Source organism: Nocardia sp. NPDC051981, assembly GCF_040680715.1.
GTDB lineage: Bacteria > Actinomycetota > Actinomycetes > Mycobacteriales > Mycobacteriaceae > Nocardia.
This window is the reverse complement of the sequence record NZ_JBFAXK010000002.1, coordinates 239,094-256,689: the sequence shown is the minus strand read 5'-3', so window position 1 is coordinate 256,689 and position 17,596 is coordinate 239,094. Positions and strand designations below refer to the sequence as shown.

15 protein-coding genes and 1 riboswitch are annotated in these 17,596 nt (G+C 68.2%); of the genes, 3 read left to right on the top strand and 12 right to left on the bottom strand.

Features of this window, described 5'->3' with window-relative positions:
- Positions 1-8: 8 nt before the first annotated feature.
- From lpqB to AB0L60_RS05090, 4 genes are all read right to left on the bottom strand, one after another.
- On the bottom strand, positions 9-1,808 hold the full coding sequence (lpqB, locus tag AB0L60_RS05105; protein WP_364607471.1) for an MtrAB system accessory lipoprotein LpqB: 1,800 nt from the start codon (positions 1,806-1,808) through the stop codon (positions 9-11).
- Positions 1,805-3,931: an MtrAB system histidine kinase MtrB gene (gene mtrB / locus AB0L60_RS05100; RefSeq protein ID WP_364607468.1), complete on the bottom strand. Its 2,127-nt coding sequence runs from the start codon at positions 3,929-3,931 to the stop codon at positions 1,805-1,807. Before mtrB ends, lpqB begins: the two co-directional genes overlap by 4 nt.
- A complete protein-coding gene (gene mtrA, locus AB0L60_RS05095; RefSeq protein ID WP_033090495.1) occupies positions 3,928-4,605 on the bottom strand; it encodes an MtrAB system response regulator MtrA in 678 nt (225 codons plus the stop codon). Before mtrA ends, mtrB begins: the two co-directional genes overlap by 4 nt.
- A 78-nt stretch (positions 4,606-4,683) precedes the next feature.
- Complete coding sequence (locus AB0L60_RS05090; RefSeq protein ID WP_364607463.1) at positions 4,684-5,331, bottom strand: dTMP kinase; 648 nt, start codon at positions 5,329-5,331, stop codon at positions 4,684-4,686.
- Between the two features lie 222 nt (positions 5,332-5,553).
- Here AB0L60_RS05090 and AB0L60_RS05085 point away from each other — a divergent pair, with 222 nt between their 5' ends.
- Together AB0L60_RS05085 and AB0L60_RS05080 are read left to right on the top strand one after the other, a co-directional pair.
- Positions 5,554-6,519, top strand: a complete 966-nt coding sequence (locus AB0L60_RS05085) for a glycerophosphodiester phosphodiesterase (protein WP_364607460.1) — start codon at positions 5,554-5,556, stop codon at positions 6,517-6,519.
- Positions 6,520-6,598: 79 nt separating this feature from the next.
- Positions 6,599-6,895 (top strand): hypothetical protein, encoded by a 297-nt coding sequence (locus AB0L60_RS05080; RefSeq protein ID WP_364607457.1) that lies wholly within the window; start codon positions 6,599-6,601, stop codon positions 6,893-6,895.
- 83 nt (positions 6,896-6,978) lie between these two features.
- Here the strand turns inward: AB0L60_RS05080 and ahcY are convergent, their stop codons facing one another.
- The 4 genes from ahcY to AB0L60_RS05060 all read right to left on the bottom strand — a co-directional run bounded on the left by ahcY (position 6,979) and on the right by AB0L60_RS05060 (position 12,008).
- Positions 6,979-8,454, bottom strand: coding sequence for an adenosylhomocysteinase (ahcY, locus tag AB0L60_RS05075; protein WP_364607454.1), 1,476 nt, complete (start codon positions 8,452-8,454; stop codon positions 6,979-6,981).
- 33 nt (positions 8,455-8,487) lie between these two features.
- The gene (locus AB0L60_RS05070) at positions 8,488-9,645 is read right to left on the bottom strand and encodes an alkane 1-monooxygenase (protein WP_364607451.1); all 1,158 of its coding nucleotides are present in this window, start codon (positions 9,643-9,645) and stop codon (positions 8,488-8,490) included.
- A gap of 192 nt (positions 9,646-9,837) precedes the next feature.
- Positions 9,838-10,551 (bottom strand): response regulator, encoded by a 714-nt coding sequence (locus AB0L60_RS05065; RefSeq protein ID WP_364607448.1) that lies wholly within the window; start codon positions 10,549-10,551, stop codon positions 9,838-9,840.
- Complete coding sequence (locus tag AB0L60_RS05060) at positions 10,548-12,008, bottom strand: ATP-binding protein (protein WP_364608524.1); 1,461 nt, start codon at positions 12,006-12,008, stop codon at positions 10,548-10,550. Before AB0L60_RS05060 ends, AB0L60_RS05065 begins: the two co-directional genes overlap by 4 nt.
- Before the next feature lie 226 nt (positions 12,009-12,234).
- On the opposite strand from AB0L60_RS05060, the gene AB0L60_RS05055 reads away from it, so the two are divergent.
- Positions 12,235-13,599: a cation:dicarboxylase symporter family transporter gene (locus tag AB0L60_RS05055; RefSeq protein ID WP_364607445.1), complete on the top strand. Its 1,365-nt coding sequence runs from the start codon at positions 12,235-12,237 to the stop codon at positions 13,597-13,599.
- Between the two features lie 145 nt (positions 13,600-13,744).
- Here the strand turns inward: AB0L60_RS05055 and AB0L60_RS05050 are convergent, their stop codons facing one another.
- From AB0L60_RS05050 to cofD, 4 genes are all read right to left on the bottom strand, one after another.
- Positions 13,745-14,191, bottom strand: coding sequence for a 6,7-dimethyl-8-ribityllumazine synthase (locus AB0L60_RS05050; RefSeq protein WP_364607442.1), 447 nt, complete (start codon positions 14,189-14,191; stop codon positions 13,745-13,747).
- 76 nt (positions 14,192-14,267) lie between these two features.
- Positions 14,268-14,438, bottom strand: a riboswitch (FMN riboswitch).
- A gap of 76 nt (positions 14,439-14,514) precedes the next feature.
- Positions 14,515-15,033 carry an NUDIX domain-containing protein gene (locus tag AB0L60_RS05045; protein ID WP_364607439.1) on the bottom strand — a complete coding sequence of 173 codons (519 nt, stop codon included), beginning with the start codon at positions 15,031-15,033 and terminating at the stop codon, positions 14,515-14,517.
- The gene (locus AB0L60_RS05040) at positions 15,030-16,394 is read right to left on the bottom strand and encodes a coenzyme F420-0:L-glutamate ligase (protein WP_364607436.1); all 1,365 of its coding nucleotides are present in this window, start codon (positions 16,392-16,394) and stop codon (positions 15,030-15,032) included. Before AB0L60_RS05040 ends, AB0L60_RS05045 begins: the two co-directional genes overlap by 4 nt.
- The gene (gene cofD / locus AB0L60_RS05035) at positions 16,391-17,350 is read right to left on the bottom strand and encodes a 2-phospho-L-lactate transferase (protein ID WP_364608520.1); all 960 of its coding nucleotides are present in this window, start codon (positions 17,348-17,350) and stop codon (positions 16,391-16,393) included. Before cofD ends, AB0L60_RS05040 begins: the two co-directional genes overlap by 4 nt.
- Positions 17,351-17,596: the final 246 nt, after the last annotated feature.

The following is a 17,596-nucleotide window of genomic DNA, read 5'->3' as shown; positions in this document are numbered from 1 at the left end:
GTGTGCGCCTAGCCGGGCAGCACCGGAACCGCGTTGGCCCCCAGACCCGGAACTTCGCGCCAGTAGTCCTCGCGCCCTTCGGGATTGCGGGTCAGCTCCAGCACCGCGCGGGAGTCGGCCACGTACTCCTGATCCGGTGAGGCGCTCAGCACGCGCACCGGCGGGGTGAGATTCTGGGAGGTCTGGGCGCGGAACTCCGAGCCGTCCACCAGCACCCCGGCCACCGGGTCCACATTGCCGTCGCGGCCCACCACGACCTTCTCGTCACTGAGCCAGTCGATGGACACCGCGGGCGTGCTCAGCCCGATGGCCAGCGGCAGCGGCGAGGACAGCGAGAACTTCCCGTTCGGCTGCGGCACCACCACCGCCACGTACACCTTGCCGTTGGCGATGAGGGCCGCCCGCGCCCCGGACGGCGAGATGCGCAGCTCGGTGATGGGCGCGCGCGGCGAGGTCGAATTGGCCGCCGCCGCGGTGAGTTCCGCGATGTCGACGTCCTGCACCGAGACATTGCCGGTGGTGCGATCGTGCACGGCCCGGATCACCCGGTCGCCGTCCACCACCGACCAGGCCGAGCTGCCGTCGGCGGGCCAGGTGGGCCGGGTGAAGGTGCCGCCGGTGGCGACCGGGAAGCCCTGGCCGTCATAGGTTCCGATGATCAGCGTGCGCTCGGGCTCGGGGTCCGGTCGGCCGGACTTGGCGACGGCGGCGACCAGCTGCCCGTCCGGCGACAGTCCCACCGACTGCAGGGTGTGGGTGGCGCCGAAGAAGCCCGGGGCAGCGGTGATTCCGTTGTCGGTGATCGCCACCAGCGACCCGTCGCGCACGGCGTGCATGCCGGCCCGGTTGCGGGCGATGGTGTCGGGGCTGCGGGCATCCACGTCGCCACGCTGCCAGCCGCCGGCGTACCTGTCGTCGAGCGGCTTGCCGTCGGCGTTGAGCAGGTAGGGGCCGAGCACGTCGGCGCCGGAGAGGGTGAGGACGATCTGGGCCGCCAGCACGTCGCGGGTGGGCGGGTCGAGGGCGGTGGCGCCGGAGAAGTCGACGCTCAGCCCGCCGCCGCCGATGCCGACATTATCGATATCGCCATTGGCCCTGGTGATCGGGCCGCGCAGGGTGACCGGCGCGCCCATGGGGTTGCGCACGGCGGGCGCGAGCGCGGACTGGGGTCCCTGGGCGAGCAGACCGAGCAACCGCTGCGCCAGCTGGTCCTTGCGAGCGGGGATCCAGCGCAGGTCGGGCACCATGGCCTGCCCGGTCAGGTTCGGGAAGAACAGCGAATACCGGTGGTAGGCCTTGGCGAAGGCGGCCTGTTCGACGATCACGCCGGGCGGCAGATCCCTGATCCGCCACTCGCCGTCGATCTTCTCCATGTCGACCTTGGTCTCCAGGGTGCCGTCACCGGGCCGGTAGGAGCCGTCGGAGGCCAGCTCGCCGATCTTGCGCGCCCGGATCACATAGGTGGCGGAGTCGCCGTTGCGGGATTCCCGCAGCGTATTGGGCTGCGAGTCCACGATGCTGGTGGACGCGGCGTCGTCCCATTGCGCATTCGCCGCGGGCGAGAGGAACTGCCGTGCCGCCTGATGCCGGTCGGACGGATCGGCCGTGGCGGCCATGAAGTCCAGCAGCAGCTGCTCGGGTTCCCGCCCGGCGACGGGCGGCAGCGGCGAGGCGCTGGTGGGCTGGTGGTCCAGGCTGCCCAGCGCCTGCGGTGCCGAGGAGTCCGGCAGGCTCGCGCACGCGCTGACACTGAGCAGGCAGCCGAGCACCACCAGGGCCCGGCGCAGGCCCGCGGACGGCCTCCTCATGATTGGCCGTCCCCCTGGGCGGCCGGCACCGAGCCGCCGGAAGTGTCGCGGCCGGAACCGCTTCCGCCGGAACCGGCGGAATCATTGTCGGCGGCATGGTTTTCCCCGTTGGCGGCGGCTTCGGCGGTGCCATTGTCCGGCCCACCGACAGTGCCGTTGTCGGATCCAGCGGCGGTGCCGTTGTCGAGCCCAGCGGCGGTGCCGTTTTCGGACCCTGCGGCAGTGCCGTTTTCGGCCCCTGCGGCAGTGCCGTTTTCGGTCCCGGTGGTGGTTCCGTCACCAGCCCCGGTGGTGGAGGGGAATTCCGGGGTGATGGCCTCGAATCCCGGTTCCTCGTCCCCGGTTTCCCCGGTCGGCGCTTCGGGGCCGGGTTCGGCCCCGACGTCGTCCGGGCCCGTAGCTCCCGGTTCCCCTGCGCCGGGCGCGGATTCGAGCACCGACGCGACGGAGGTGATGGCCGCCGGGCCGGCGTCCGCGCCCGCGATGTCGCGGGCCAGCTGCTCGGGCGAGACCGCGCCGCGAATCTTGGGCGGCTCCAACGAGAGTGGGCTGGTGCCGAGCTTGCGGCCGCGCACCAGTGGCAGGGTGAGCCGGAAGCTCGCGCCCACACCGATCTCGCCCCACGCCTCGAGCTTGCCCTCGTGCAGGTTGGCGTCCTCGACGCTGATGGACAGGCCCAGTCCGGTGCCGCCGGAGCGGCGCATGCGGGAGGGGTCCGAGCGCCAGAAGCGGTTGAACACCAGCTTCTCCTCGCCGGGCCGCAGGCCCACGCCCTGGTCGCGCACCACGATGGCGACGGCATTGGCGTCCACGTCGCCGCGCATGCGCATGAGCACGGGTTTGCCCTCGCTGTGGTCGATGGCATTGGCGAGCAGGTTGCGCAGCACGCGTTCGACGCGGCGCGGGTCCACCTCGGCCACCAGCGGTTCCTCGGGCATGTCCACCACCAGTTCGACGCCGGACTCCTTGGCCAGGTGCCGCACCGTGGAGACCGCGGCCCGCGCGCACATGCGCACGTCCAGCGATTCCACCTGCAGCTCGGCCACGCCCGCGTCGTGACGGCTGATCTCGAGCAGGTCGTTGAGCAGTCCCTCGAAGCGGTCGAGTTCGTTGACGAGCAGTTCGGCCGAGCGCGCCAGCGCCGGGTCCAGGTCGTCGCTGGATCCGTGGATGAGGTCGGCCGCCATGCGCACGGTGGTCAAGGGCGTGCGCAGTTCGTGGCTGACATCGGAGGTGAAGCGGCGCTGCAGATTTCCGAACTCCTCGAGTTGGGTGATCTGGTTGGACAGGCTCTCGGCCATCTCGTTGAACGACATGGCGAGCCGCGCCATGTCGTCCTCACCGCGCACCAGCATGCGCTCCTTGAGCCGTCCGTCGGCGAACCGACTCGCGATCCGCGCCGCGGATCTGATGGGCAGCACCACCTGACGCGTCACCAGCGCCGTGATCGCGGCCAGCAGTACCAGCAGCACGATGCCACCGATGAGCATGGTCCCTCGCATGAGCGACAGACTCCGTTGCTCATTGGTGAGCGGGAAGATCAGATAGATCTCCAGCGAGTCGATATCGGCCGAGGGGCTGCCGATGATCAGCGCCGAGCCCTTGTACCCGTCCGGGCTGGAGACCGTGGCGAACTGATAGGAGACCTGCCGCTGCTTGACGAATTGGCGTAGCTCGGCGGGGATCTCCTGGATGGCGCCGGAGGTGATCTCCTGCCCGCTGTCGCCCGTCATGGCCAGGGCCGCCTCGTAACTGCCTGCGGCGCCGCCGGTCTGGGTCCCGCCGGCGCTGCTGAACAGCGCGCGGCGGGCGTCGTCCAGGCGACTCTGCTGAGTACCCGAATCGTGCACACCGGTCAGTTGATTCTGAACGGTGTTGCGGGCGCGACCCATTTCCTCGACGGCCGCGTTGATCTTCGCGTCCAACAACCGGTCGGTGATCTGACTCGTGAGCACGACGCCCAGAATCGTGATGACGATCAGCGACAGGGTGAGCGTGGACACGACAACACGCAACTGCAGCGAACGCCGCCAGACGTGGCCCAGTTGCTCGCCCAGATTGCGGAACCAGGCCACCGCTACCGCCAGCCACCGCTGAACGCGGTTTCTGGAGCCAGCGATCACGGCGGTCCGGCCTTGTAGCCCACACCTCGAACGGTCAGCACGATCTCGGGGTTCTCCGGATCCTTCTCCACCTTGGCGCGCAACCGCTGGACGTGCACGTTGACCAGGCGGGTGTCGGCGGCGTGCCGATAGCCCCAGACCTGTTCCAGCAGCACCTCACGGGTGAACACCTGGCGCGGCTTGCGGGCCAGCGCCACCAGCAGATCGAACTCCAGTGGAGTCAGCGAGATCTGCGCCCCGCCGCGGGTCACCTTGTGCGCGGGCACATCGATGACGATGTCGGCGATGGACAGCAGCTCCTGCGGCTCCTCCTCGGTGCGGCGCAGGCGGGCCCGCACCCGGGCCACGAGTTCCTTCGGCTTGAACGGCTTGACGATGTAGTCGTCCGCGCCACTTTCCAAACCCAGGACGACGTCGACCGTGTCGGTCTTCGCCGTCAGCATCACGATGGGCACTCCCGAATCGGCTCGCAGCACCCGGCACACGTCGATGCCGTTCATGCCGGGCAGCATGAGATCCAGCAACACGAGATCCGGACGCAGCTCCCGGACCGCGGTCAGCGCCTGCGTGCCGTCACCGACGACGTGGGGGTCGAAACCCTCACCCCGCAAGACGATCGTGAGCATCTCCGCGAGAGCCATATCGTCGTCGACGACCAGAATCTTCGGCTTCATAACGTCTAGTTTGTCACCTCTCCGGCTCTGATTCGGCCGCCACGCCAACACTCGTGACCTGTCGGCGCACATCCAACCCTATCCAGCAATAATTTCCGCGAGGCGCGCGGCCAGTGTTGCCGGATCGTCACCGGTCCGATGCACCCACCACGATCCATGCCAGTTGATTTCGGCCAGCTCACGGTAGACAGTACCGGTGCGACGCTGCAGTCCCCCGTCTTTCTCGTAAGCGTCCAAAGCCCGTGCGGCATCGGCTTCGCCGCGCAGGCGCGCGCGTTCCTCGGCCACATCGACCGGAACATCCAGCAGAATCTGGACATCCGGGGCGGGCAATCCGAAGCGCTCGAACTCCAATTCCTCCACCCAGGCCACGATTTCGCCGTGCGCGTCCTGCTCCAGGCGGGCCGCGGAGTACGCGGCATTGGAGGCGACATAGCGGTCCAGTAGCACGATGTCGTTGTCCGCCAGCAGTTTCGAGAGCTCGTCGCGCGCGTCGGCGCGGTCGAGCGCGAACAGCAGCGCCATGGCATTCACAGACCGAGCGGTATCTCCATGACCGCCGCGCAGCGCCTCGGCGGCGAGGTCGGCATGCACGGAGACGCCGTAGCGCGGGAAGGCCAGGGTGGCGACCCGCAGCCCGCGGGCGCGCAGAACGGTGACAACGGCGTCGGTGAGCGTGCGTTTGCCCGCGCCGTCGAGCCCTTCCACCGGAACCAGTGCACCCATGCCGCGAGAGTACCGAATCGGCAGCGGTCCGACCCGGCGGGATCCCGTTTGTTCGAAAGGCCCAGATTTTTGTAGCCATTAGATTGCTATAGTCCGGCCATGACTGCTGGACACGCGAGGTCAACGCAGCTCAGTAGAGCTTTTGCGATCTTCGCGGTAGCGATTGCCGCCATCGGCCCAACGGCCTGCCGCAGCAACTCCAGCGACACGAACCCGGTCGCCGTGGCCGATCCCCACCGCCCCTTCGATCTACAGGCCCACCGCGGCGGCCGCGGCATGACCATCGAGGAGTCGCTGCCCGGCTTCGCCAAGGCCATCGAACTGGGCGTCACCACCCTGGAACTCGACATCGCGCTCACCGCCGACAAGAGACCGCTCATCTGGCACGACCCGATCATCCAGGCCGAGAAGTGCGCCGACACCGCCCCGGCCTTCCCCGGCGATCCGCGGTTCCCCTACGTCGGCAAGCTGGTCCACGACCTGACCTATGACCAGATCCACACCCTCGACTGCGGCAGGAAGCTCGCGGAATTCCCAGCGGCACAGGAGCTTCCGGGAAACAGGATCGCGACGCTGCCGGAACTGTTCGATCTGGTGAAGAGCCACCCGGGCGCGTTCGGCACCGTGCGCTACAACGTGGAGACCAAAATCGAGGCCGCCCACCCCGAACAGTCCGCCACCCCCAGGGAATTCGTCGACGTCATCCTGGGCGCCGTCGAACAGGCCGGGGCCATCGGCAAGGTCGAGATCCAGAGCTTCGACTGGAGCAGTCTGCCGCTGGTGAAGGCCCGGAACGCGAATATCCCCACGGTCGCGCTGTACGACGAGACCACCTTCGCGCCGAACAGCCCGTGGCTGGGCCCGATTCGGTACGAGGAACACGCCGGGGACCCGCTGGACGCGATCAAGGCCCTGGGCGCGGACATTTCCTCCCCCGCCTACGTCGACCCCTGGAACATCGACGCGAAGGTCGGCGACAAGTACTTCAAGCTCACCACGACCGCCGAGTACGTCCGCGAAGCGCACGGTTTCGGCATCCGGGTGATCCCCTGGACCGTGAACGACAAGGCCACCATCGGACTGGCGCTCGACCAGGGCGTGGACGGCCTGATCACCGATTATCCGAACCGCGCGCGCGACGTCATGCAGGAGAAGGGCTACCCCCTCCCGAGGTCCTTCCGCAAATAGGCCACGCAAATCCGAAACGCGCGCCCTTCAACTCTTGTAGGGTCCCGGGCAACACTCCCCCTGCAAGGAGCGCAACCTGATGAAGTCCCCTCTCGCACACCACGGTCCGCGTGCCGCCCTGGCCGCTGTAGCGATCACCGCCGCCGCTCTTTCCACGGCCGGTACCGCCACCGCCGCCCCCGTCACCCTCGAGCCCGCCACCGCCGACCAGGCCGCCCCCGTGGCCGACTCCGGCTCGGCGTCCTCCCTGTCGAGCAGCTCCGGCTCCAGCAATGTCGCCGGCACCGGCTCCAGCGCCAGTGAACTCCTCAGCGCCGCCGTCTGCACCATCCAGGGCGGCAAGTGGGTCCCCCTGCTCGACATCTGCCTCAAGTAGCGGACGCACGGCGCCAACGAGATCCGGCCGGTCACCCTCTCGGGTGACCGGCCGGATCTTCATGCGCTACAGGCGGTTTCCGCTCAGTAGCGGTAGTGGTCGGGCTTGTAGGGGCCCTCCACGTCCACGCCGATGTATTCGGCCTGGTCCTTGGTGAGCTTGGTCAGCGTGCCGCCCAGGGCCTCCACGTGGATGCGGGCGACCTTCTCGTCGAGGTGCTTGGGCAGGCGGTAGACCTCGTTGTCGTACTCCTCGGGCTTGGTCCACAGCTCGATCTGCGCGATGACCTGGTTGGAGAAGCTGTTCGACATCACGAACGACGGGTGCCCGGTCGCGTTGCCCAGGTTCAGCAGGCGGCCCTCCGACAGCACGATGATCGACTTGCCGGACTCCTTGAACGTCCACAGGTCGACCTGCGGCTTGATGTTCAGTCGCTCGGCGCCCGAACGCTCCAGAGCGGCCATGTCGATCTCGTTGTCGAAGTGACCGATGTTGCCCAGGATGGCCTGGTCCTTCATCGCCTTCATGTGGTCGAGCAGGATGATGTCCTTGTTGCCCGTGGAGGTGATGACGATGTCGGCCTCACCGATGGCCTGTTCCACGGTGACGACGTCGAAGCCGTCCATCAGCGCCTGCAGCGCGTTGATCGGGTCGATCTCGGTGACCTGCACGCGCGCGCCCTGCCCGGCCATCGACTCCGCGCAGCCCTTGCCGACATCGCCGTAGCCGCAGATCAGGACCTTCTTGCCACCGATCAGCACGTCGGTGCCGCGGTTGATGCCGTCGATGAGGGAGTGACGGGTGCCGTACTTGTTGTCGAACTTCGACTTGGTGACCGAGTCGTTGACATTGATCGCCGGGAACACCAGCTCACCCGCGGCCGCGAACTGGTACAGCCGCAGCACACCGGTGGTGGTCTCCTCGGTGACACCCTGCACGCTCTCGGCGATCCTGCCCCACTTGCCCTTGTCGGTCTCGATGCCGGCGCGCAGCAGGTTCAGGAAGACCTTGTATTCGGCGGAGTGGGTGTCGTCCTCGGGCGGGACCACGCCGGCCTTCTCGAACTGCGCGCCGCGCAGCACGAGCATGGTGGCGTCACCACCGTCGTCGAGGATCATGTTGGCGGGCTCGCCCGGCCAGGTCAGCATCTGATCGGCGGCCCACCAGTACTCCCCCAGGGTCTCGCCCTTCCAGGCGAAGACCGGAGTGCCCTTGGGCTCGTCGACGGTGCCGTGCGGACCGACCACGACCGCGGCGGCCGCGTGGTCCTGGGTGGAGAAGATGTTGCAGGAGGCCCAGCGGACCTCGGCGCCCAGGGCGACCAAGGTCTCGATCAGCACCGCGGTCTGCACGGTCATGTGCAGCGAGCCGGAGATGCGGGCGCCCTTGAGCGGCTGCACGTCGTGGTACTCGCGACGCAGCGCCATCAGGCCAGGCATCTCATGCTCGGCCAGGCGAATCTCCTTGCGGCCGAACTCGGCCAGCGACAGATCCGCCACCTTGTAGTCGATGCCATTGCGGACGTCAGGGGTCATGTTGCGGGACACAGCGGTCGTCATCTGCCTCTCCTGGTCGGCTGGTTCCCCCAAACCCTACGCGGCGGCCTGGTACTCGTACTCGGCGAGGATGCGCTCCCGCTTACGGGGTTGGATATTGGCCCGGCTCACATCCCCCGAGTAGTGGGCGAGCAGGCGCGGATCCATGACGTAGCGCCACAGCGGCGGGATCAATGCCAGCAGGATCATGGTGGCGTACCCCGCTGGAAGCTGCGGCGCCTCCGCGGAGGTGCGCAGTGTCTGGTACCGCCGCCCCGGATTGGCATGGTGGTCGCTGTGCCGCTGCAGGTGGAACATGAAGATATTGGTGACCAGCCGGTCACTGTTCCAGCTGTCGCTCGGCGAGCAGCGGGCCCAGCCGCCATTGGGCCGCTTGCGTCGCAGCAGGCCGTAATGCTCGACGTAGTTGACGGTTTCGAGCAGGCCCGCGCCGATCACCGCCTGCAGCAGCAGATACGGCAGCACCCGCCAGCCGTAGACCGCCAGCAACCCGCCGAACAGCACGAGGGTCATAGCCCAGGCCTGCAGGATGTGGTTGTGGACACTGAACCAGCGGTGTCCTTTACGGCGCAGGCGCTCACCCTCGAGGTGGATTGCCGACCGGAAGCCACCGATCACGCTGCGGGGCAGGAACTCCCACAGCGACTCGCCCATGCGGGCGCTGGCCGGATCGTCGGGCGTCGCGACGCGGGCGTGGTGGCCCTTGTTGTGCTCGACGAAGAAGTGCCCGTAGGCCGACTGCGCCAGCGCCATTTTCGACAGCCAGCGCTCCAATCGCTCGACGCGGTGGCCGAGTTCGTGGGCGGCGTTGATGCCGATGCCGCTGACGAATCCGAGAGTGGCCGCCAGCCCGAGCTTGTCGACGACGGAGAGATCGTCGCCGGCCCACATGTAGGCGGCGATGATCAGGCCGACCACCTGGATCGGCAGGAACATGTAGGTGCACCACCGGTAGTACCGGTCATTGGAGAGTAACTCGTAATCCTCGTCGCGCGGATTGGTGCCGTCTTCCCCGACGACCCAGTCCAGGAACGGGATGGCGATCAGAATGATGATCGGTCCTATCCACCAGAACACCTCCAGCTTGGTGTGCAACACCAGCTGCGAGGGCAGTAACGCACACCCGGGCGCGATCAACCCCAGCACCCACAGGTGTCGTTTCGGATCCGGCGAACCCAACCGTTTGCCGACCATTTGCACGTTTGCCCCGCTAATCAATGCCTCGAAGAACTTCGCAGCTACATATCTTGGAACCTAGTCCCTGTTACAGCACCCGGCCGGACCGAAAGGTGGCCACCGTTACATCATGAGCAGTCGGTTCTGCCGCAACCGACCGCGCGGTTCCCGCCACTGGGCCTCGAACGCAAACCAGGAGCGAAACCGGGCTCAGCGAAACCACACATATCGAACCTGCGGGCGCCCGGTCCGACCGTAGTCGGTGCGCCGTTCCACCACGCCGTCTTCGGCCATCCGCTCCAGATACCGCCACGCCGTCACCCGGGACACCCCCACCGCGCGCCCCGCCTCACCCGCGGACAGCCCGTCCGGCGCGGCCCGCACCGCCCGCGCCACCTCGTCCATCGTCTGCGGCGCAATGCCTTTCGGTGAGGTGGGTCGCTGATCCGGAGTGCGCAGCACACCGAAGGCGCGATCGATGTCCTGCTGCGACACCGCCGTCTCCCCGGCCGGCAGCGCCGCCCGGTATTCGACGTAGCGATCCAGCTTCTCGCGGAAGGCGGCAAAAGTGAAGGGCTTCAACAGATACAGCACCACGCCGTGCGAGACGGCCGAGCGCACCATGGCCAGATCGCGCGCCGAGGAGACGGCGATGACGTCCGGCCGCGGCCGCAGTCCCGCCAGCGCCGCGGCGACAGCGAGCCCGCTCATATCCGGCAACCCGATATCCATCAACACCAGATCAATGGGGACGCCGGAAGATTGTGACCTTTTCGCGATCGAGATGGCGTCGCGACCGGTGTGCGCCACCGCGACCACCGTGAAACCCGGCACCCGCTCTACGTAAGAACGATGTGCCGCAGCGATTTTCGGCTCGTCCTCGACGATCAGCACGCGGATCGCCGATGCCGGCGCGGCATTCATCGCGGAAACCTCACGATCACCGCGGATTCCGGTTCCCGCCGGGCCAGCAACTCGCCGGCATGCCTGGCGACCAGCCGGCGTACCAGCGCCAGGCCCAGCCCGTGGTGGTCGGTCTTGGTGGAATAGCCGCGTTCGGTGGCGCGGGTGAACAACTCCTCCGACATGCCCGGGCCGCTGTCGGCCACCCGGACGTACAGCTCCGGCTCGTCCCGCCGCACCGTCACCTCCACCCACGCGTCCTCGTCGTGCCCGACCGCGTCCAGGGCGTTGTCGATGAGATTGCCCAGCAGCGTGACTATCTCGTGCGGCGTCAGCGGATCGGTGGTGTCGAGCAGCGTGTCACCGGTGACGGTCAGCTCCACCCCGTTCTCGGCGGCCTGCTCCACCTTGCCCAGCAGCAGCGCCACCACCGCGGGTTCGGCCACCGCGCCGGTGAGCCGGTCGATGAGGGCCTGGGACAGTTCGAGTTCCGCGGTCGCGAAGTTCACCGCCTCGCGCGGGCGGCCCAGCTCCACCATGGTGACCACGGTGTGCAGCCGGTTGGCTGCCTCGTGCGCCTGGGCGCGCAGCGATTCGGCGAAGCCGCGCACCGAATCCAATTCGCCCAGCACATCCCGCAATTCGGTGTGGTCGCGCAGGGTGAGCACGGTGCCGATGCGGCGTCCCGCATGCTCCACCACGTCCTGGTTGACGACCAGCACCCGGTCCGGGGTCACGTGCATCTCGTCACGGACCACGCCGGTTCCCAAGCGCTGCAACGACACCGGCAGATCCGCGCGCGTGATCGGCCCGTCCGGCAGATCGAGCAGCAGCCGCGCCTGATCGTTGACCACCTCGGCGCGCTCATCGGATCTGTCGAACACCAGCAGCCCCTCGTGGATCGAGTGCAGCACCGCGTCGTGATGCTCGTACATGGCCCGCAGCTCGGCGGGCCCCAGGCCGTGCGTCTGCCGTAACAGCCTGCGCCGTAACAACAGCGAACTCATCATGGCCAGCGCCAGGCCGCCCGCCGCGGCGGCCAGGATGAGCGGCAGCTGGGCGCGCACCTGTTCGCCGATGTGGGTGCGGGTGACGCCCGCCGACACCAGCGCGACGATGCGGCCGTCGGCATCGCGTACCGGGGTGACCGCGCGAATCGACGGGCCCAGCGTACCGGTGAAGGTCTCGGTGAAGGTCTCCCCCGCCAGGGCGCGATCGATGTTGCCGCTGAAGGGCTTTCCGATCCGGTCGGTCTCGGTGTGGGTGTAGCGGGTCCGATCGGGGGCCATCACCACGATGAAGTCCATACCCGTCGCCTCGCGGATGGCCTCGGTCACCGGCTGCAGTGCGGCGGTCGGATTCGGGCTCCGCACGCCGGCCAGCGTCGAGGGCGACTGCGCCACCGCGATCGAGGTATCGATCACCTCCGCACGGGTGGCGTCGTCCTGCACCCGGCGGGTCTGCAGGAACGCCAGCATCGACGCGGCGGTGATCACCACCGCCAGTACCAGCACCTGTACCACGAACACCTGCCCGGCCAGCGTACGGCGGGCCCGGGTTCTTCGACCTCTCACGATTCCTCCGGGTACTTCATGAACATAATTTACGAAACAGTGACCCGCGTCACTCCCCGGATCATGATTCTCTCCGAACACCCGCGTGAAGCAAACGTCATGCGGGCACCGACCCGGAGGCACCAGCGAGATGAGCGACACGACAACCCGGCAGCGCCGAGACCGTACCCACTGGCTCTATCCGGCCGTCATCGTGGCCGTCGTCGCGGGCGTCCTGGTCGGCTGGCTGGCCCCGGGCGTCGGCAAGAGCGTCGGCGAACTCGGCACGATCTTCGTGAACCTCATCAAGATGATGATCGCCCCGGTCATCTTCTGCACCATCGTGCTCGGCATCGGCTCGGTGCGAGCGGCCGCCAAGGTCGGCAAGGTCGGCGGCCTGGCCATCGGCTACTTCCTGATCATGTCCACGGTGGCGCTGGCCATCGGCCTGCTGGTCGGCAATCTGCTGCACCCGGGCTCGGGTCTGAACGTGGCAGCCCACGCGAAGGAGATCACCAAGTACGCCACCGACGCCAAGGCGGCGGGCGGCACCTGGCAGTTCCTCGAGGACATCGTGCCGACCACCCTGCTGTCGTCGCTCACCTCGGGCAAGGTGCTGCAGGCGCTGTTCGTGGCGCTGCTGGTGGGCTTCGGCATCCAGGCCATGGGCGCCGCGGGCGAGCCGATCCTGCGCGGAGTCGCGTCGGTGCAGAAGCTGGTGTTCCGGATTCTCACCATGATCCTGTGGCTGGCCCCGATCGGCGCGTTCGGCGCCATGGCGAATGTGGTGGCGCGCACCGGACTCGACGCGGTCAAGCAGCTGGCGCTGCTGATGGTGGCCTTCTATCTCACCTGCGTCGTGTTCATCTTCGGCGTGCTGGGCCTGCTGCTGCGGCTGGTGGCCGGGAACTCCATCTTCAAGCTGGTGCGCTACCTGGCGCGGGAGTACCTGCTGATCTTCGCCACCTCGTCCTCGGAGTCGGCGCTGCCGCGGCTCATCGCCAAGATGGAGCACGTCGGCGTGGACCGCACCACCGTGGGTGTGGTTGTCCCGACCGGGTATTCGTTCAACCTGGACGGCACCGCCATCTACCTGACCATGGCCACCCTGTTCGTGGCCGATGCCATGGGCAAGCCGCTGGCCTGGCACGAGCAGATCGGCCTGTTGCTGTTCATGATCGTGGCCTCCAAGGGCGCGGCGGGTGTCACCGGCGCGGGCCTGGCCACGCTGGCCGGCGGCCTGCAGAGCCATCGACCCGAACTGCTGGACGGCGTCGGCCTGATCGTCGGCATCGACCGGTTCATGTCGGAAGCCCGTGCGCTGACCAACTTCTCGGGCAATGCGGTCGCCACACTGCTGATCGGCACCTGGACCCAGACCATCGACCCGGCCCGCGTCCGCGCGGTGCTGGATCGCGAGATCCCCTTCGACGAGCAGGCCATGGTGGAGGATCACCCGGCCCCCGCCGCCCCGGAAGCACCGGGCCCGCAAGAGAAAGACCTGGTTCCGGCCTGAACCCAACCCCCAGGCCGAACCCGGACCGTCGGCGCGTTCTCCCCCCGTACGCGCCGGCGGAACCCGCACCCTGCCCGCACGACCAGCCGCCTCCGGCTCGTGCGGGCAGGGTTTCCCTTTTGTCCGGGCGCGCCGGCCGCGTTGTCTAGGCGCCGACCGCGTCCAGGGCCAGGGTGGCGGCGATGGCATTGGCCAGCTCCGCGCCCTTCACCTCGAAATGCCGCGCGAAATAGGCCAGGTGCTCGCCGTGCTCGTGGAAGTGGTGCGGGGTCAGCACGGCCGAGAACACCGGCACATCGGTCTCGAGCTGCACCCGCATGAGCGCGTCGACGACCGTCGAGGCCACGAAGTCGTGCCGGTAGATGCCGCCGTCCACGACGAGCGCGCAGCCCGCGACCGCGGCGTAGGAGCCGCGGGTGGCCAAACGCTTGACCTGCAACGGGATTTCGAACGCACCGGGCACCTCGATCACGTCGACCTCGGTGTAGCCGCGCTCGAGCAGCCCGGCCCGGCAGGATGCGACGGCCTTGTCGACGATGTCGCTGTGCCAGCGCGCGGCGACGAGGGCGATGCGAGTGGAAGTGGGTGACACGGGGATTCCTCCTGTTCGCGATGTCACCCAGGGCAAGACGCGAACAGGCCCGTCCAGCGGTGCGGACGTGCCGGTGCCGCGTTCTCTTTCCTCCGGACTGTGACCGTCGGCTCCGGGATCACACCGGAATCTGCTCGACCCACACTGCCGATGAGAGACACTGTGGCGCTCGCGGGCTCGTGCACTCCGGATCGGCCCGGATGCCATTACCGCCGGTGGGGAATTCCACCCCGCCCTGAGAACGTGTACGTAGCGGACAGTAACACGGGGATTCCGGCATCCGGAACCCCGTGTACCGCACAACACGACAGCACGGCCGGGTGTCAGCGCACCAGCACGTCGGAATCGACCGGCAGCCCGTCCACCGGCCACCAGCGCAGGTCGGTCGACTCCGAACTGCGCACCGGCACAGCGCCTTCCGGCGCCTTGATCTTGAACAGCAGGTCCAGGTGCCGGGTCGGCACGCCCAGCGAGCAGGTGATGGGGTGCGCCTGCGCGCCGTAGAGGCCGGGCTCGAGCACCAGCCCGTCGATGCCGGACTCCTCGGTCGCCTCACGGAAGGCGGCCGCCGCGACCGAATCGTCGGATTCCTCACAGTGCCCGCCTAATTGGATCCAGCGGCCCACCCGCGGGTGCAGGGTCAGCAGCACCTCGCGCTCGTCGTGGGAGAACACGATGGCCGAGGCGGTGATGTGCCCGGCCGCATGCTCGCGCAGGCAGCCGCGCGGCGCGGAACCCAGGAAGGCCAGCATGGCTTCCCGGATGGAGCACTCCGGACCCGTTGCCGGGGACCAGGTCTCCAGCAGCTCGGTCGCCGATTTGTGCAGCGACTCCGCGCTCACAGCTCGACCAGCCCGAGGCCGGGCTCGCGCGCCTCGCGCGGGGCGATCTCGTCGAGCGGGTACCCGATGGCGATGGCGCCCAGCGGATTCCAGTCCGCTGCCAGGCCCAGCACGTCGCGGGTGACCTCGGGCGCGAAGATGGTCGACCCGATCCAGCAGCTGCCCACGCCCCGCACGGCCAGCGAGACCAGCAGGCCCTGCACGGCCGCGCCCACCGCGACGGTGAACATGGTCTGCTCGGCGGCGCGGCGGCGCTCGTCCGGATAGTCGTGCGCGCCGTCGGGCACGCAGAACGGGATGATCATCTCGGGGGCGTCGAAGAGGATGTGCCCGCGCGCGACCCGCTTCTGCACGCTCTCGGGAGTGCGGCCGTCACCGGTCAGGTCGGTGCGCCACTTCTCGGCCATGGCCTCGAGCAGCTGCTCGCGCAGGCCACGCTTGCGGACCCAGACGAAGCGGACCGGACGGGTGTGGTGCGGCGCGGGCGCGGTGAGCCCGGCGGCGACGGCCTCGCGAATGAGCTCCGGCGGCACCGGCGTCTCCGCGAACCGGCGCACCGAACGCCGCAGCGGCACCGCCTGTTTGCGGCCGAGCTCGACGGATTCCTCGGTGCCCAGCCAGAACAGATCGTCCTCGCCGCGCCGCAGCAGATCCCCGGCAGTGGATCCGTCGTCGGTGTAGTCGAGCCCGCGGACCACCGCGACCGGGACGCCGCCCAGCTTGCCCTTCACCAGGTCCGCGGCCGCGGCCAGCTCGTCGGCGACCGCGACCAGGGTGACGTGCAGTTCATTGCCCTGCCCGTCGACCGCGCCGTCGTAGTCGTGCAGCACCCGGATGCCCGCCGACCCGATGGCGGCGTCGATCTGGCCGTTGCGCCAGGCCCGGCCCATGGTGTCGGTGATGACCACGGCCACCTGCACGCCCAGGCGGTCGGCCAGCGCGGTGCGCAGCGCCTTGGCGCTGGCGTCCGGATCCTCCGGCAGCAGGACCAGTTCGCCCTGTTCCACATTGGAGCCGTCGACTCCGGAGGCGGCCTGCACGATGCCGAGCCGGTTCTCGGTGATGAGGGTGCGGTTCTTGCGCGCCAGCACCCGCACCGACTCGTCGAGCACCAGTTGCCGGCGTGCCGCGTCGCGTTCCTCGGGGTCGCTGGGCACGGTCACGATGCGGCCCTCGGCCTTGGCGACGATCTTGCTGGTCACCACCAGCACGTCACCGTCCTGGAGCCAGGGCGCCCGTGCCGCGATGGCTTCGGCGACATCGTCGCCCGGGCGGAATTCCGGCAGGCCCGGAACGGGCAGGATGCGCAGTTCGCCGCCCGACGCGTGATCGCCCAGCGCTTCGATGGAATCCGTTGTCACGGTTTGACTCCCGCGATGTCGAGGGCTTCGCGAACCATCTCGGCGGTCGCGGCCGGGTCGGTCATGAGCAGTGGCACGCTCCGGACTTCGACGCCCGGAATGTCGGCGGTGTCGCCGGTGTGCACGAGCCAGCCGTCGAGAATGCCGGTGCTCGAGCGCGCGCCGTAGTAGGTGCCGACGGCCTCGGCGGAGGTTTCGACGCCGATCACCGACAGGCATTCATCGGCCATGCCGCGCAACGGTTTTCCGCCGATCACCGGGGACAGTCCGATCACCTTGGCAGCGGTGGTGCGCAGTGCGCCCCGAATACCCGGAACCGAGAGGATGGCGCCCACGCTCACGACCGGGTTCGACGGAGCGAGCAGGATCACATCCGCTGCTTCTATGATTTCGATCACACCCGGGGCTGGTTTCGCAGCATCTGCCCCAATAGTCACGAATCCATGGGTCTCTACGTTCGCCCGGTATCGAACCCACCACTCCTGGAAATGGATCGCGCGGCGTTCGCCAGGGTTCTCCGGGTCACCGATTACGACATGTGTTTCGCATCGGTCGTCGGTTGCCGGAAGCAGTTTCACACCCGGTTGCCACCGATTGCAGAGCGCCTCGGTGACCGCCGAGAGCGGGTATCCCTGACGCAGCATTTCGGTGCGAATGAGATGCGTGGCGATATCGCGGTCGCCCAACCCGAACCAATCGGGCTGAGCCTTGTATTTCGCCAGCTCCTCCTTGGCGCTCCAGGTCTCGTTCGCGTGCCCCCAGCCCCGTTCGGGGTCGATGCCGCCACCCAGGGTGTACATGCAGGTGTCCAGGTCAGGACAGATGCGCAGCCCGTGCATCCACACGTCGTCGCCGACATTGACGATGGCCGTGGTGTCGGCTCCGGGCAGCAGTTCGCGCACCCCCGTCAGGAACCGCGCGCCGCCGACTCCGCCGACCAGGACGGCGATCCGCAGGCCGGTGCCGGGCGCGGTGTCCGCTTGTTCTCGAGTCACATCCGCACAGCCTATGCGTTCGAAGCGGAAAGTCGTCCCGCAGCTCATTTGCTGCGAATTTGCTATTTGAACTGCGGGAACGCCTCCCGACGGGGTCGCAGATGGTAACGGAATCGCTTCGGCAGCTTGACCATCGCCGCTCCCGGCGTGTCTAATCACAGGCATGTCATTCCGGGTCCGCGTGAGAGTGCAAGGCGCGGACGGGTT